We start from the raw sequence: 14,841 nt of genomic DNA on the forward strand, positions 1-14,841 counted from the left end.
CGATGCGAGTGAAGGAACCCGACTCATGCCCACCTCCACCGCCGTGCGCGGCCCACTCATCTCCGCCTGGTCGGTCGTCTCCCCGTTCGGCCTGGACGCCGCCGACTTCACCGCAGGGCTCGTCGAGGGACGGGCGGCCGTCGAGACGCTCGACGGCGACGACTGGCGGGTGCCGGTCGAGAGCGCCTGCCTGGTGCCGGGATTCGACAACCGCGAGGTCCTCGGCCGCAAGGGCACCCGCTCCATGGACCGGGTGACCGGACTGGCGGTGGCCGCCGTCGGCCGACTGCTCCGGGACGCCGAGGGCGAACGCATCCCGGGGGTGGCCGACGACGCGGCCCTGGTACTCGGCACCAACACCGGCAGCGCCCAGAGCATCATGGACTTCACCCGCGACTCGCTCGTCCAGGAGAAGCCCTTCTTCGTCGACCCGATGCGCTTCCCCAACACGGTGATGAACTGCGCGGCCGGCCAGTCCGCGATCTGGCACCAGCTCAAGGGCCCCAACACGACCATCGCGGGCGGCCGCGCCACCGGCCTGCTCGCCCTCAACTACGCGCTGCGCCTGAAGAAGTCCGGTCACGCCGAGACCGTGCTGTTCGGCGCGGTGGAGGAGTTCTCCGCGGCACGGGCCTGGCTCGAATGGCACACCTGGGGCGGCGAGGCGGAGGCAGCGGACGCCGTTCTCGGCGAAGGGGCCGCCGTCCTGCTGCTGGAGTCCGCGGAGGCGTCCACGGCACACGGCCGCAGCGGCCTCGCCGAGGTGCTCGGGCTGGAGTTCGGCGTCCATCACGGGCCGGGTTCCGAAGCGGCGGTGCTCGCCGACTGCGTCCGGGAGCTCCTGGAGCGGACCGGGGTCCGGCCCGAGGACGTGCGGCACCACGCCGACTCGCACGCCGCGGGAGAGCGCGCGGCGGCCGAACGCGAGGCGCTGGAAGCGGTGTTCGGGCCCGACGGCCCGGAGCGCGTCCCGTGCGCCGAGCTGATCGGCGACACCGCCGCGGCGGCCGCCGCCTTCCAGATCGCGGCGGTGCTCGCGGTCGCCGAACAGCGCGGCGACGTCCGGGGTCAGGTCGCCCTCATCACCTCGGTGGACCGCGACGGCGTGGTCGGCTGCGCCCTGCTCCGGCTGTGCTGACCGCCGCGCCGGAAGGCCGGGACACGAGCGCACGGAGCACGGGAGGACGGAGCACGCGCCGACGGTGCACGGCTCGGCCCAGCACGAGAAGACGGAGAACGGGATGACCGAGGACGCGATGGCGGACGAGGGGACGACCACCGGGGCCGGCGCGACCGCGCTGCTCTTCCCCGGGCAGGGCACCCAGCGGCAGGGCATGGGTGAGCCGTGGCGCGACACCGGCGCCTGGGCGCTGGTGCCCGAGCTGTCCGAGCTGACCGGTGCCGATGTCGAGGAACTGCTGCTCAAGGCCGACGACGAGACGCTGCGCCGCACCGACCTGGCCCAGATCGCCGTCTTCGCCGTCTCCCTCATGGCGTACGAAGAGGCGGTACGGATCGGCCTGGCCGGACGCGACGCCGTGTGCGCCGGGCACAGCCTGGGCGAGTACACGGCACTGGTCGCCGCGGGTGCGCTGACCTACCGGGACGCGGCGAGGCTCGTCGCCGCCCGCGGCAGCGCGATGCGCGACGCGGCGGCCGCACGGCAGGGCAGCATGGCGGTCCTGGTCGGCGTCGAGGAGGAAGCCGTCGCGCACGCCGCGGAGGAGGCCAGGACCGCGGGCGACCCGGTGTGGGTCGCCAACCTCAACTGCCCGGGCCAGGTGGTGGTCGCGGGCACCGAGGCGGGCATCGAACACGCGGCCCGGCTGCTTGAGGCCCCCGGCGTGAAGCGCATCTCCATCCGGGTGGGCGGCGCCTTCCACAGCCCGCTGATGGTGCCGGCCGCGGAGCGGCTCGAACAGGCGCTGTCCGCGGTGGAGTTCGCCTCCACCACGGGCTGTGTGGTGGCCAACGTGGACGCCGCCGCCCACCGTGAAGCCGCCGACTGGCCGCGGCTGCTCGTCCGGCAGCTGGTGAGCCCGGTCCAGTGGGAGCGCAGCGTCGACACGCTGCTCGGCCCACTGGGTCGCCGCCGCCTGGTGGAGATCGGCCCGGGCAGGACCCTGACCGGCCTCGTCCGCCGGATCAGCAAGGACCCCGAGGTGGTCACGTTCGACTCGCCGGACGCCGCGGGCGACCGGCGCCGCTGACCACCGCACGACCCGCGTACGGACCGTCCGTACGCACCGCTGAAGTACACGACGACAGGAGAGAAACATGTCCGACACCACGGCTGCCGTACTCGAGAAGGAAGACCTGCGCCGGACGGTCGCCGACGTCCTCGACGTCGAGGAGGCCGAGCTGACCGACCAGGCGCACTTCGTCGACGACCTCGGCGTCGACTCCCTGATGGCCCTGGAGGTCATGGTGGTCCTGGAGAAGAAGTACGCGGTCAAGCTCGACGAGTCCGAGCTGAAGGAGGTCGTCTGCCTGCAGAAGGCCTACGACCTGCTGGCCGCCAAGCTGCAGGACGCCTGATGCCGGCTCCGGTGGTGACACCCGTCCAGAGCCTGCCCCGGGTCCTGACGGCCGGGTCCGGCCGGGTGACCACGCGAGCGGCGGTCGGGCCGGGCGAGCGGGTCTTTCCCGGCCACTACCCGGGCTTCCCGATCTTCCCGGGCGTCTGTGTGGTCGAGCACGTGCACCTGAGCGCGCTCGCGGCACCGCCCGAGCCGGAAGCGGTGCTGCGCCTGGAGGCCATCGAGTCGACACGGTTCCTGAGCCCCGTGTTCCCCGGCGACGAGCTGGAGGTCGAGCTCACCTGGGAGCAGAAGGACGGGCGGTGGCGCTGCAAGGGCGTCGCCAGTACCGGCCGCGGCCGGGCCGCGGCCGTCCGGCTGCGCTTCACCGAGAGGAGCGGCCGGTGATCGGCATCGACGAGATCAAGCGGATCCTGCCCCACCGCTACCCGATGCTGCTGGTCGACCGCGTCGACGAGCTCACGGCGGGGGAGGGGCTCGTCGCCCGCAAGGCCGTCACCGCCAACGAGCCCTGGTACCAGGACGTGTCGGCCGGCGCCGACGGCGAGCAGCACGCCTACCCGTCCGTGCTGCTCATCGAGTCCTGGTGCCAGGCGGCCGGTGTGCTCGCCGCCTGGGACAAGCCGAACCCGGACGTGCTCGCGGGCCAGGTGATGCTCTTCGGCGGCATCGCGGACGTGGAGTTCCGGCGTCCGGTGCTGCCCGGCGATGTGGTCGAGCACCGGGTCCGCCTGGTCCGGGCACTCAGCGACACGGTGATCTTCGAAGGCGAGGCACTGGTGGACGGCGAGCAGGTGATGGAGGTCGGCCGGGTGGTCATGGCCCTGCGCCCGGCCGAGGAGCTCACCGGCGCCGCGCCCGAGGCGCCCGCTGTCAACGCGACGACGTGAAGGAACGGTTCTGATGTCAGAGACAACGCGCAAGACGGCCCTCGTCACCGGGGGCTCCCGGGGGATCGGCCGGGCCACGGTGCTGCGCCTCGCGCGGGACGGCCACGACGTGGCGTTCTGCTACCGGTCACGGCCGGACGCGGCGCAGGAGCTGGAGAAGGAGGTGTCCGAACTCGGTGTCCGCGTCTACAGCAGCCGGACCGACGTCACCTCCGGCGACTCGGTGCGCGAGCTGGTCGCCACCGTGGAGGACCGGCTCGGCGGGATCGACATCGTGGTGACCTCGGCCGGCATCGTCCGCGACCAGCCTCTGCTGCTCATGGCGGACGACGACTGGCACCAGGTCCTCGACACCAACCTGGACGGCACCTACCACGTGTGCCGCTCGGTGATCTTCGAGATGATGAAGCGCAAGTCCGGCTGCATCGTGAACATCTCCTCGATCGCGGGTGTTTACGGCAACCCGACGCAGAGCAACTACTCGGCGTCGAAGGCCGGCATCATCGGCTTCACCAAGGCCCTGGCGAAGGAGGTCGGCCAGTACGGCATCCGCGCCAACGTGGTGGCCCCCGGCTTCATCGAGACCGACATGACGGCGGCTCTCTCCGACAAGGTGCGGGAGCAGGCCGTCCGCAGTGTCCCGCTCCGCCGGCTCGGGCGGCCGGAGGAGGTCGCGGACCTGGTGTCGTTCCTGGTCGGCGCGGAGTACGTGACCGGGTCCGTGTTCCAGGTGGACGGTGGGCTCGTTGTCTGAGCGGACCGTGGCGGCCGGGCGCGGCCGGAGTTCCGCGCCGCCCCGGTTCTACTTCTCCCTGCGCAGCCCGTACTCCTGGCTCGCCTACCGCGATCTGCTCGACGGGTACGCCTGGCTCGCCGACCGGCTGGAGTGGCGGCCGTTCTTCGAACCGGACGAGCGCAGCGCCAAGGCCCTGGCCGAGGAGGGCGGCGACTTCAGCTACGTGGCCATGTCACGGGCCAAGCACCTGTACATCCTCCAGGACGTCCGCCGCCTGACGCGGGAACGCGGCCTGCGGATGACCTGGCCGGTCGATCGCGACCCCGTCTGGGAGGTGCCGCACCTGGCCTACCTGGCGGCGGCCGACGAGGGCCGGGGACGGGAGTTCGTCGACCGCGCCTACCGGGCCCGCTGGCAGGAGGGCCTGGACATCTGCGACCGTGCGGTCATCGGCGACCTGGCCCGCGAACTGGATCTGGACGCCGCCCGTCTGGCCTCGGCGGCGGACGACCCCGACCTCCGTGCCAGGGGTGTGGAGGCACTGCTCGCACTGGACCGCGACGGCGTCTTCGGAGTGCCGTTCTTCGTTCACCGGTACGACAAGTTCTGGGGGACGGACCGGCTCGCCGCCTTCGCCGACGCGGTCGCGGCCCGGACCGACCCGGCGCAGCAGGGGGCCGAGCGGCCCGCGGCCGGGCCCGCCGCCCCGCTCGCGCGGGACGTCCCGCCGGGAGGTGACGGCGGCCATGCCGGAGGCTGTGGATGACCACCTGTCGCCGGAATGCGGCTATGCATAATGGGGCCCGGCGGGGCCAGGCCTTGATCGGGGAGGGAACCCACATGGACCGTACACAGCGCGACTTACCGGCCGACGACGGCGGGACGCCGTCGCCGGCGCCCGCACGGCGGCGCCGTCAGGGCCTCCTGGCCACGGCGCTCGCCACGCTGGCCGTACCGGTGGTGCCGCTGTACGCCACCGTGCTCTCGTATCTCGTCTACCACCCGCCCCGGCGTCCCCACCACCGCAGTCCCGAGCAGTTCGGTCTGCCCAGCCGCGAGGTGTGGGTACCGCTCGACGACAAGCCCGTCGGCAAGGGACGGAGCCTGCACGTCTGGCTCTGTCCCGGCAGCACCGACCGCGTGGTCGTGATCGGCCACGGCATCGGCCTGAGCAAGTCGGCGAGCCTGGCCCAGGCGAAGTTCCTGCACGAGGCCGGCTACACGGTGGCCCTCTTCGACCACCGCAACCACGGCCGCAGTGCCACGGACCGGGCCTTCTGGGGGCTGAGCGCCCGGCACACCGACGACGTGGCCGCGGTCGTCGGCCATCTGCGCCGCGAGGCCGGGTACGCCGACGCCCGCATCGCCGTCTTCGGGTTCTCTTTCTCCACGTTCCCGTCCCTGTACCTGCTGCGGCGACCGGACTGCGGGGTGGACGCGATCGTCTGCGACAGCGGACCGGCTCTCGAACTGCCGCCGCTGTTCCGCAACTTCATCCTGGTCAAGGGCATCCCGGTACCGGCTCCGCTGCGGACCGAGCCGGCGCTCGGCGTGCTGAGCCGTGTGTTCGGGACGGTCGGCACGGCGATGCTGCAGGCCCAGTGGCCACCGCCCGCCGAGGGGGCCTATCTGCGCACGCCCGTGCTGATGCTGGCCGGCGACGGCGACAGCGTGATTCCCCTGGACGGCGTACGGGCCCTCGCCGGCCTCTATCCCGCGGCGGAGGTACGGGTGCTCCCGGACACCGAGCACCTGCAGGGGATGAAGACGGCGCCGGACGAGTACCGCGCGGCCGTGCTGGACTTCCTCAAGCGGACGCTGGGGTGACGGCGCCGTGATCGAACCAAGGGTCTGGGGCGCCCGCCCCGACGAGCTGACGGCCGGCTACCCGTGCGACGCCCTGCTGCCCGGGCCGTCCGAGGAGTGGTACCGCGCCGTGTCCGTGCGGGCCGACCGGAGTACCGTCTTCCGTTGGCTGTGCCAGTTGAAGGTCGCGCCCTACAGCTACGACAGCCTCGACAACTTCGGCCGGCGCAGCCCCCGCACCCTGACCCCCGGCGCGGACGAGCTGAGGCCCGGCCAGCGGGTCATGACGATCTTCAGGCTGACGGACTTCGAGCGGGACCGTCATCTGACGATGCTCCTGGACAGACGGTGGGCCCGCCGCGCCTTCGGCGATTTCGCGCTCAGTTACACGGTGCGTGACGACGGGCCCGGCGTCACACGCCTGGTCGTCAAGATGAGGGTGGGGCGGCGCAGCGGCCTGCTCGGCTCGGTGCACATCCGCGTGATGGCCTGGGGCGATCTGCTGATGATGCGGCGCCAGCTGCACACCCTCGGCCGTCTCGCGGAACGAACTGGCAGGTAACTGCCACTGACCTGGGCTTTGTTGACTGCCGCTCGACGACCCCAGGACGATTGACCGCACGCGGTGAAGGCCGCGGCGGGCCGTGTGCCGGGAGCGAGGACACCTTCGCTCGGGACGGGTCGTGAAAGGCCGAGCGGAGAGGGTGAATGCACGTGGTCCAGCAGCTCGCCGGGCACAAACCGGATGGGGAAGCGGCATCCCCTGCCGGAACAAGCGGTCTCCGCAGGTGGCTGGCGCTGGTGGTACTCGTCCTCGCCCAGTTCGCGGTCTGGCTCGACAACACCATTCTGAACGTCGCCCTCAGCACCCTGGCCTCGCCGGACGAGGGCCTCGCGGCCAGTACCAATCAGCTGCAGTGGAGCATCAGCTCCTACACCCTGATCTTCGCGGTGATGCTGTTCACCGGCGGTGTCCTGGGCGACCGCTTCGGACACCGCAGGGTGCTCTTCACCGGGCTGCTCGTCTTCGGAGCCGCCTCCTTCTGGGCCGGTATGTCGTCCAGCGCACTGGAGCTGATCATCGCCCGCGGCGCGATGGGAATCGGCAGCGCGCTGATCATGCCGGCCACGCTCTCGCTTATCTCGGTGGCCTTCGACGCGCGCGAGCGCGCGATGGCCATCGCGATCTGGTCCGGGTGCAGCGGTCTCGCCATCGCGGCCGGTCCGCTGGTCGGCGGCGCCCTCCTGGAACGCTTCTGGTGGGGCTCGGTCTTCCTGGTGAACGTGCCGATCGTGGTCGTCGCCCTGACCGGCGCGCTGATCCTGCTGCCCGCGGCCCGCACCACGGTCAGGACGGCGCTCGACCCCCTGGGCGTGATCCTGTCGACGGTCGGCCTCGGTGCCGTCGTCTACGGCATCATCGAGGGCGGCCACCAGAACGACTGGACCGACGCGGTCGTGCTCGGCTCGCTCATCGGCGGACTGCTCGTGCTCGCGGCCTTCATCCGGGTCGAACTCCGCGTCGAAAAACCGAGTTTCGACCTCCGGCTGTTCCGCACCAGCGAGTTCACGGGGGCGAGCGTCTCGGTGATGCTCACCTTCTTCAGCCTCAGCGGCTCGATGTTCTACACCTCGTTCTACCTGCAGGGAGTACGCGGCCAGACCCCGTTCGAGGCGGGCCTGAACCTGCTCCCCGTCGCCGTCGGCGTGCTGCTCGGCGCTCCGGTGTCCGCCCGCCTGGTCCGCGGACTGGGCGTCGGGCCGGTCGTCTCGCTCGCCATGCTGACGGCCGCGGTCACCTTCCTCGCGTACGTCCGGCTCGACCTGGACACCGCGATGGTCTGGTTCTGGCTGCTCATGGTGATCCAGGGCCTCGCCATGGGCGCCGCCGTCGCGCCCACCACGGAGGCGATCATGGCGGTGCTGCCGCAGGAGCGCACCGGAGCCGGGTCGGCGGTCAACAACTCCATGCGCCAGATCGGCGGAGTGCTCGGCGTCGCCGTCCTCGGATCGCTGCTGACCAGTGCCTACGGCTCCGACGTGGAGGCCGACCTGGCCGGCCTGCCGGGACCGGTCGCCGAGACGGCACGCCACTCCGCCGAGGCGACCCGGCAGGTCGCCGCCGAGGCGCAGATGCCGCAGCTGGTGGACGCGGCGAACGAGAGCTTCCTGCACGCCATGCATCTGACCTCGGTGGTCGGTGCGGGCGTCGCGGCCCTCGGAGCGGCCGTCGTCCTGCTCACCTTCCGCCGCCGGGCCACGGGGACACAGCCCTCCCAGGCCTGACACGGCAGACCGCGCGGATGCGCGGCCCACAGGGGGCCGGGAACGGTCCCGTGACGGGTCGGCGAGCGGTTGTGGAACCCGGCGGCCTGCGCCTTGTCCTGCGCGGACTGGAGTCCCTCGCCGGCCATGCCCGGAAGGGCGGCTGGTCTCGGTCGCGGCACTCGGTCGCGAACGGGAAGGTCAGGCACGACCTCGCAACGCCGAGACGGAGGTCGTCGCGGGAGACGCCCGGGCCCGCGGTGTCCTCATCCACCGGCTTCCCCCCACCGGCAAGGGCGTGGTCCTACCGGGCATCCGCGTGCCCTTCGCCGGGGATGCGCAAGGCCCTTCGGGGACCGGAACGCGTGACTGATCCGAAGCGAGTCTCGGATCGGTCGAGGTGCGCTCCGCGCCGCCGCGATGCCGGTGTCCCGCTGTCATCGGGTGACGCATGCGTACCTCGTCGCCTGCGGTCGGCCTTCGCGGTGCGGAGCGGGTGGGACACCGACGTCGAGGGCGGGGCCCCGCATCGTGCACAGCCGGCAGGGACGCCGGGCGTCCTGTCGGGACCGATCGTCGTCTGTCCCTGAGGGTGTCGAACGTGTCGGGGTGTGGGGGAGTTGAGAGCGACGAGTCGCCTGGAGCAGGTAACACGCTTGGACACGCTTTCCGGTGGTAGGGGGCTCTCGCTGCGCGTCGGGCCGGGAGACGACTCGCAGCGAACCGATCGAGATCATCACGTGCGGGGGACCGCAGGTCAAGGCCCTTCTGACGACCGGCCGTTCCGGCGGGCGCCTCACCCTGCGGCACCCGGACCGGGGCCGCCTTCTCGCGCGCGGCCACCGTGCCCTCACCGAGACGCTCGCGGAATCTTCACAGGAACCACAACTGCGTTGCGTTATTGACGGGTTCATGGAGGGTGTGAAAATCTCAGCCCGCCTGAGGATCTCCGACACTCCGCCTCGGGCCACACGTGACTGACCACACTTTGTGCCGGGAAGGGCAGCCCCTCTCAACCAGCAGTGTCCAGAGCGCTCTGATGGAGCGTCACCCCCCCCATTTCTCCAGAAGCATCCACCGTCTGCGCCCGCCTGCCTCCACCACCCGTGGACCCGCCGGCCGAGCTCAGTCGTGCTCCGAACCACACGAGGGAATCGCATGGGCAAGATCGCCGTACTCACCAACGACCTGCAGTCCGACGTCGTCCACAAGACGCCCGAGCGGACCGCCGCCATGGCCGAGGCGCGACCCCGCTTCGTCCACTTCCTGGAGGAGATGCGCCGCCGCGGACAGGGGATCTACCACCTCCAGCTGGTGAACCTCCCCGACGACCCCAACGTGGAACGGGACTTCGACGGCACCCTGCCGCTGCAGCGCGGCAGTGAGGGCGCGGCCATCCTGGAGTATTTCCTGGACCCCTCCGACACCGTCGTCGAGAAGAACAAGGACAGCGGTTTCTACGAGACGGAGCTGCACGACCTGCTGCAGAAGGACGGTGTGGACACCGTCATCGTCACCGGCCTGCAGACGCAGATCTGCGTCCAGACGACCGCTGCCGACGCGTTCTTCCGCGGCTACAACATCTGGGTCCCCTCCGACTGCGTGGTGTCCGGCGACCCCGAGGCCCGCGACCGCTCCCTCGAGTGGCTGAGCGGCTACTGCGCCACCGTCGCGACCTCCGAGGAGATCCTCGCCACGCTGGACAGCGAGGGCGAGCTGCCCCGCAAGGTCGTCAAGATCCTTCCGTAACACCTCCCTTCCCCCGCGCGCCACAGCGCCCACCCCCTACGCCTCGAAGGGAACCCGATGACCACCCCTGCGACCGAACTCGGTGAAGTCGTCCTCGACCACGGCAGTGGCACACAGCTCAGCCACGAACTGCTCGCGCTGATCGTGGAGACTCTCGGCGATGTCTACATCGGCGAGATGGAGGACAGCGCGATGCTGCCCATCACCACCGGGCAGATAGCCATGACCACCGACTCGTTCGTCGTCGACCCGCCCTTCTTCGGCAACGGCGACATCGGCAAGATCGCGGTCTGCGGAACCGTCAACGACCTCGCCGTGGTGGGCGCCAAGCCGCTCTACCTCACCCTGGGCATGATCCTGGAGACGGGTCTGCCGATCGCCCGCCTGGTGCAGGTCCTCACCTCGATCCGGGAGACCGCGCGAGAGGCCGGCGTCCAGATCGTCTGCGGCGACACCAAGGTCGTGCGCAAGGGCGAGGCGGACCAGATCTACCTCAACACCGCCGGGGTGGGCGCGTTCGAGCGGACCCCGCTGAGGATGCGGAACGTCAGGCCGGGCGACCGGGTCATCCTCAGCGGCCCGATCGGCAACCACACCGTGCACCTGCTCTCGATCCGCGAAGGACTGGGATTCGAGCAGCGGGTGCTGAGCGACTGCGCCCCGGTCAACGGCATGCTCGACGCGCTCTTCGCCGCCGTCGACGAGGGCGACGTGCGCTCCGTGCGTGACGTCACCCGGGGAGGCCTCGCCGCGGTCCTGCACGAGTACGCGGAGGCCGTCGACCACACCATCCGCATCGAGAAGGACGCGCTCCCGATCCAGTTCGAGACCCTCATGGCCACGGACATGCTCGGTATCGATCCGATCCACTCCGCGAACGAGGGGTGTGTCTGCCTGTTCGTCGACCCTTCCGCCGAGCAGAAGGTCCTGGACGCCCTGCGCTCCCACAAGTACGGAGCCGGCGCCGTCACCATCGGCGAGGTCACCGAGCAGGACGGTGCGCTCGTCCTGATGCGGGACGCCGAGGGCCGCGACTCCGTGGTCGAGGAACTGCTGGGCGCCGAACTCCCGCGGCTCTGCTGACCCATGACCACCACCGAACAGGATGTGTGCGGGGGCCCTCGACCGGGCGACTCCGCCACGACCGCGAGCGGGACCGCCGGAGACCCCGGCGCGGCACCCGTCCGCCGCCTCGCCCGTGTCACCGGAGTGGTCCAGGGCGTCGGGTACCGGCCCTTCGTCTACAAGGCGGCACACGCGTACGGTCTGACCGGGTGGGTCCTCAACGATCCCGAAGGCGTGCTCACCGAGGTCACCGGCCCGCTCGCCGCCGTGGAGGCCTTCCTCGCGGGCCTCACCGGCCAGGCGCCGCCCCAGGCCCGGGTCACCGGGGTCCACGTCGAGGAACTGCCCGTGTCGGCCGACCCGCCGGACGGGTTCGTCATCCGGACGAGCGTGCACACGGGCAGCAAGGACACCATCGTCCCCGCCGACGGTCACGTCTGCGCGGACTGCCTCGCCGAGATGCGCGACCCGGGGGACCGCCGGTACCGCTACCCCTTCATCAACTGCACCAACTGCGGGCCGCGTTACTCGATCGTGCAGGCGCTGCCGTACGACCGGGCGCAGACCACCATGGCGCACTTCACCATGTGCGCCGCCTGCGCGGGCGAGTACGGCGATCCGCTCGACCGCCGCTACCACGCCCAGCCCAACGCCTGCCCGGACTGCGGCCCCCGGCTCCTGGCGGCCGACGCCACGGGGAACCACCTGCGGGACGAAGCGGCACTGGCGGCCGCGGTGACGGCGCTGCGCGGCGGGAAGATCGTCGCGGTCAAGAGCGTCGGAGGCTTCCACCTGGCGGTGGACGCCCGCGACGAGGCGGCCGTGCGCGGTCTGAGGGCGGGCAAGCGCCGAGACTCCAAACCCTTCGCCGTCATGGCGCGCGACCTGGAGACCGCGGCCGGCTTCGCGGAGATCGGACCGGCCGAGGCGGAACTCCTGCCCTCGTCCTCGCGGCCCATCGTCCTCGCCCGCAAGAAGCCGGCCGGGCTGCCCGAGGCGATCGCGCCCCGCAACCCGAACATCGGGGTGATGCTGCCCTCGGCACCCCAGCACCATCTGCTGCTGGCCGAGGAAGGACTGGACACGCTGGTCATGACCAGCGGGAACATCTCGGGGTACCCGATCGCGTACCGCAACGAGGACGCCCTGGAGCACCTCTTCGGCATCGCGGACCTGATCCTGTACAACGACCGCGACATCGAGACCAGGGTCGACGACTCGCTCGTCCGGTGCTCCGCCCATCCGGAGCTCGACGGCCCCCTGGTCAGCTTCCTGCGCAGGGCCCGCGGCTACGCCCCCTATCCCGTCGAGGTGGGCGTCGAGCTGGCCCCGATGGTCGCCTTCGGCGCCGAGCTGAAGACCACCGTGGCGCTCTCCCGCGGCACCCGGGTCTATCTGAGCCAGCACATCGGCGACCTGAAGAACGACGAGACCTGGGAGTCCCACCAGCAGACGGCACGCCATCTGGCCGCGCTGCACGAGCTGACGCCTCTGCACGCGGCTGTCGACCTGCACCCCCAGTTCCGGGCCACGCGGCTGGCGCTGAAGGAGGAGGGCGCCGGCTACGACCGGGTCGTCCAGGTGCAGCACCACCATGCGCACATGGCCTCCTGCATGGCCGAGAACCGGCTGACCGGCCCCACCCTGGGCGTCGTGTTCGACGGGGCCGGCTACGGGCCGGACGGCACCACCTGGGGCGGCGAGTTCCTCCTGGGCGACTACCGGGAGGCCCGCCGGGTCGCGCACCTGCGCACCGTTCCCCTGCTGGGCGGCGACCGCGCGGTGAAGGAACCGGTCAGGACCGGTTTCGCGCTGGCCCTGGACGCCCTGGGCGGACCGGAGGAGGCGGTGGGCGCCTTCCCGGTGCTCGGACGGTGGGACGAGCAGCAGCTGCACGTCTTCGCCACCATGGCCCGGCGGGGCGTCAACGCGCCGCTCGCCTCCAGCATGGGCCGGCTGTTCGACGGCGTCGCCGCACTGCTCGACGTCACGACCCACGCCGAGTACGAGGCGCAGGGGCCGATCGAACTGGAGGGCCTCCTCGCCAGGGACCTCTCCATGTCCGCCCCGGACCAGCGCTACCGCTTCGCGCTCGACGCCACCGCGGAGACCGTCGAGATCGACCCCAGGCCCGTGGTGCGGGCCCTGGCCCGCGACCTCGCCGACGGCGTGGACCGAGCGGAGATCAGCAGGCGCTTCCACTCGGCTGTCGTCGACATGGTCGTCGAGCGCTGCGGAGCCGTCCGCGAGGCCCTGGGCGCGGACGCCTTCGAACAGGTCGTGCTCTCCGGCGGGGTCTTCCTCAACGAGTTCCTGCTCGTGAACTGCCTGGTGGAGCTGCGGCGCGCCGGGTTCCGCGCGTACTGCCAACAGCAGGTACCCACCAACGACGGGGGCATCGCGCTGGGGCAGATCATGGTGGCCCACGCCCGGCTCACGACGTCCGACGAGGAGCCGCGCGGATGAACGGAGGCGAGGGCACGGGCTCGGAGCACGTGGTGATCCTGCACCGTTGGCGGGACAGGCACGCCCGGTACGTCGCCTACCTCGACCACCGGGCCCACCGGGTCACCTACGTCACGACGGAGCTCGGCCGCTCCTCGGTCCCCGAGGACGCGGCGGCGGTACGGACCGTCCGCGCCACCGACGACCCCGTGGAGACGCGGACCGCGGTCGCCGAACTGATCGAGCGGTTCGGCCCGGCGAGCCGCCTGGTGGCGCTCAACGAGGGGGACCTCGACAACGCCGCCGTGCTCCGGGCCGACTTCGGGCTGCCCGGGCAGACCCCGGCGGAACTGGAGCGCTTCCGCGACAAGCTGACCATGGTCCGCCTGGTCGACGCCGCCGGTGTACGGGTGCCGGAGTACGCCGACGCCGACACGGCCGAGGACGTCCGCGCCTTCGCCGGACTCCACGGCTGGCCCGTGGTGGTCAAGCCGCGGCGCGGCACGGCCAGCAGGGGGGTGCTCCTGCTGCACACGGAGGACGACCTCGACGCCCACGCCGGGATCTTCCTCCCCGACCGGCACGAGCCGCGCATCGTGCAGTCCTTCGTCGCCGACCCCGTCCTGCACGTCGACGGGCTCTGGACCGGCGGCGCGCTCGGCCCCTGGCGCGTCTCGCGGTACGTCAACAACTGCGAGGAGTTCACCAAGGGCAGCTTCCTGGGATCGGTCGAGGTCGACGATCCGGAAGTCCTCGGTCCACTGGCCGACTTCACCACCGCGGCGGCCGAGGCACTCGGCGACGGCCGGCCCTGGGTGTTCCACATGGAGGTGTTCCTGGGCAGGGCGCCCGACGGCTCGCCCCTGCCGGTCTTCCTGGAAGCGGGAGCCCGGGTCGGGGGAGGAGAGATCCCGTTCGTGTGGCGGGAGGTGCACGGCCTCGACCTGATGTCCGCGGCCGCGGACATCCAGCTGGGGCGCCCTCCGGCCGTACCCGCGGTCGACCCGGAGCCCACTGCCGGAACGGCCGGCCCGCCCGTGCGGGACACGACGCCCACGGACGGGCACACGACCGCCGGCTGGCTCCTGCTGCCGCTCCCCGTTCCGCCCCCGTGCGAGGTCACGGCGGTCAGCTGGGCCGAGGAAGCCGGCGAGGACGGCCCGTACGCGCAGGTGGTCCCCCGCCCCGGCGACGTGATGCCCGCGGTGGGCGGCTACGAACACGTCGCCGCGCGGTTCCGCTTCCGCGGGGCGTCCAGTCGTTCCGTGGAGGCCGCGATCCGCAAGACCGCCGAGTCCTTCGCCATGAGCTGCCGGCCCCGGCCCTTCTGAATCCCCCCGACCAC

General features: G+C 71.6%; 14 protein-coding genes. All 14 read left to right on the forward strand.

The window, feature by feature from the left end; all coding sequences use genetic code 11:
• The first annotated feature begins 25 nt into the window (after nucleotides 1-25).
• The 14 genes from AMK29_RS16525 (at nucleotide 26) to AMK29_RS16590 (ending at nucleotide 14,827) form a co-directional block, all read left to right on the forward strand.
• Nucleotides 26-1,138, forward strand: coding sequence for a beta-ketoacyl synthase N-terminal-like domain-containing protein (locus AMK29_RS16525; RefSeq protein WP_073813450.1), 1,113 nt, complete (start codon nucleotides 26-28; stop codon nucleotides 1,136-1,138).
• 103 nt (nucleotides 1,139-1,241) lie between these two features.
• Nucleotides 1,242-2,210, forward strand: a complete 969-nt coding sequence (locus AMK29_RS16530; RefSeq protein ID WP_241845402.1) for an ACP S-malonyltransferase — start codon at nucleotides 1,242-1,244, stop codon at nucleotides 2,208-2,210.
• Nucleotides 2,211-2,277: 67 nt separating this feature from the next.
• Nucleotides 2,278-2,538, forward strand: coding sequence for an acyl carrier protein (locus tag AMK29_RS16535; RefSeq protein WP_073813451.1), 261 nt, complete (start codon nucleotides 2,278-2,280; stop codon nucleotides 2,536-2,538).
• The gene (locus tag AMK29_RS16540; protein WP_073813452.1) at nucleotides 2,538-2,927 is read left to right on the forward strand and encodes a 3-hydroxyacyl-ACP dehydratase FabZ family protein; all 390 of its coding nucleotides are present in this window, start codon (nucleotides 2,538-2,540) and stop codon (nucleotides 2,925-2,927) included. The genes AMK29_RS16535 and AMK29_RS16540 overlap by 1 nt, the downstream gene beginning before the upstream one ends.
• The gene (locus AMK29_RS16545; RefSeq protein WP_073813453.1) at nucleotides 2,924-3,430 is read left to right on the forward strand and encodes a 3-hydroxyacyl-ACP dehydratase FabZ family protein; all 507 of its coding nucleotides are present in this window, start codon (nucleotides 2,924-2,926) and stop codon (nucleotides 3,428-3,430) included. Before AMK29_RS16540 ends, AMK29_RS16545 begins: the two co-directional genes overlap by 4 nt.
• 13 nt (nucleotides 3,431-3,443) lie before the next feature.
• The gene (fabG, locus tag AMK29_RS16550) at nucleotides 3,444-4,184 is read left to right on the forward strand and encodes a 3-oxoacyl-[acyl-carrier-protein] reductase (RefSeq protein WP_073813455.1); all 741 of its coding nucleotides are present in this window, start codon (nucleotides 3,444-3,446) and stop codon (nucleotides 4,182-4,184) included.
• Nucleotides 4,177-4,932: a 2-hydroxychromene-2-carboxylate isomerase gene (locus tag AMK29_RS16555; protein WP_241845404.1), complete on the forward strand. Its 756-nt coding sequence runs from the start codon at nucleotides 4,177-4,179 to the stop codon at nucleotides 4,930-4,932. The genes fabG and AMK29_RS16555 overlap by 8 nt, the downstream gene beginning before the upstream one ends.
• Nucleotides 4,933-5,006: 74 nt before the next feature.
• The gene (locus AMK29_RS16560; protein WP_079196907.1) at nucleotides 5,007-5,993 is read left to right on the forward strand and encodes an alpha/beta hydrolase; all 987 of its coding nucleotides are present in this window, start codon (nucleotides 5,007-5,009) and stop codon (nucleotides 5,991-5,993) included.
• Between the two features lie 7 nt (nucleotides 5,994-6,000).
• Nucleotides 6,001-6,534 carry a hypothetical protein gene (locus AMK29_RS16565; protein WP_073813458.1) on the forward strand — a complete coding sequence of 178 codons (534 nt, stop codon included), beginning with the start codon at nucleotides 6,001-6,003 and terminating at the stop codon, nucleotides 6,532-6,534.
• A 239-nt stretch (nucleotides 6,535-6,773) separates the two neighbouring features.
• Nucleotides 6,774-8,258, forward strand: coding sequence for a DHA2 family efflux MFS transporter permease subunit (locus AMK29_RS16570; RefSeq protein ID WP_241845406.1), 1,485 nt, complete (start codon nucleotides 6,774-6,776; stop codon nucleotides 8,256-8,258).
• A gap of 1,137 nt (nucleotides 8,259-9,395) precedes the next feature.
• Entirely contained in the window at nucleotides 9,396-9,986 is a 591-nt protein-coding gene (locus AMK29_RS16575; RefSeq protein ID WP_073813462.1) for a cysteine hydrolase, read from the forward strand.
• A gap of 57 nt (nucleotides 9,987-10,043) precedes the next feature.
• The gene (hypE, locus tag AMK29_RS16580; RefSeq protein WP_073813464.1) at nucleotides 10,044-11,069 is read left to right on the forward strand and encodes a hydrogenase expression/formation protein HypE; all 1,026 of its coding nucleotides are present in this window, start codon (nucleotides 10,044-10,046) and stop codon (nucleotides 11,067-11,069) included.
• Between the two features lie 3 nt (nucleotides 11,070-11,072).
• Complete coding sequence (gene hypF, locus AMK29_RS16585) at nucleotides 11,073-13,517, forward strand: carbamoyltransferase HypF (RefSeq protein WP_079196908.1); 2,445 nt, start codon at nucleotides 11,073-11,075, stop codon at nucleotides 13,515-13,517.
• Entirely contained in the window at nucleotides 13,514-14,827 is a 1,314-nt protein-coding gene (locus AMK29_RS16590; protein WP_073813466.1) for an ATP-grasp domain-containing protein, read from the forward strand. The genes hypF and AMK29_RS16590 overlap by 4 nt, the downstream gene beginning before the upstream one ends.
• Nucleotides 14,828-14,841: the final 14 nt, after the last annotated feature.

It is taken from the genome of Streptomyces sp. CB02261 (assembly GCF_001905665.1).
Classification (GTDB): Bacteria; Actinomycetota; Actinomycetes; order Streptomycetales; family Streptomycetaceae; genus Streptomyces.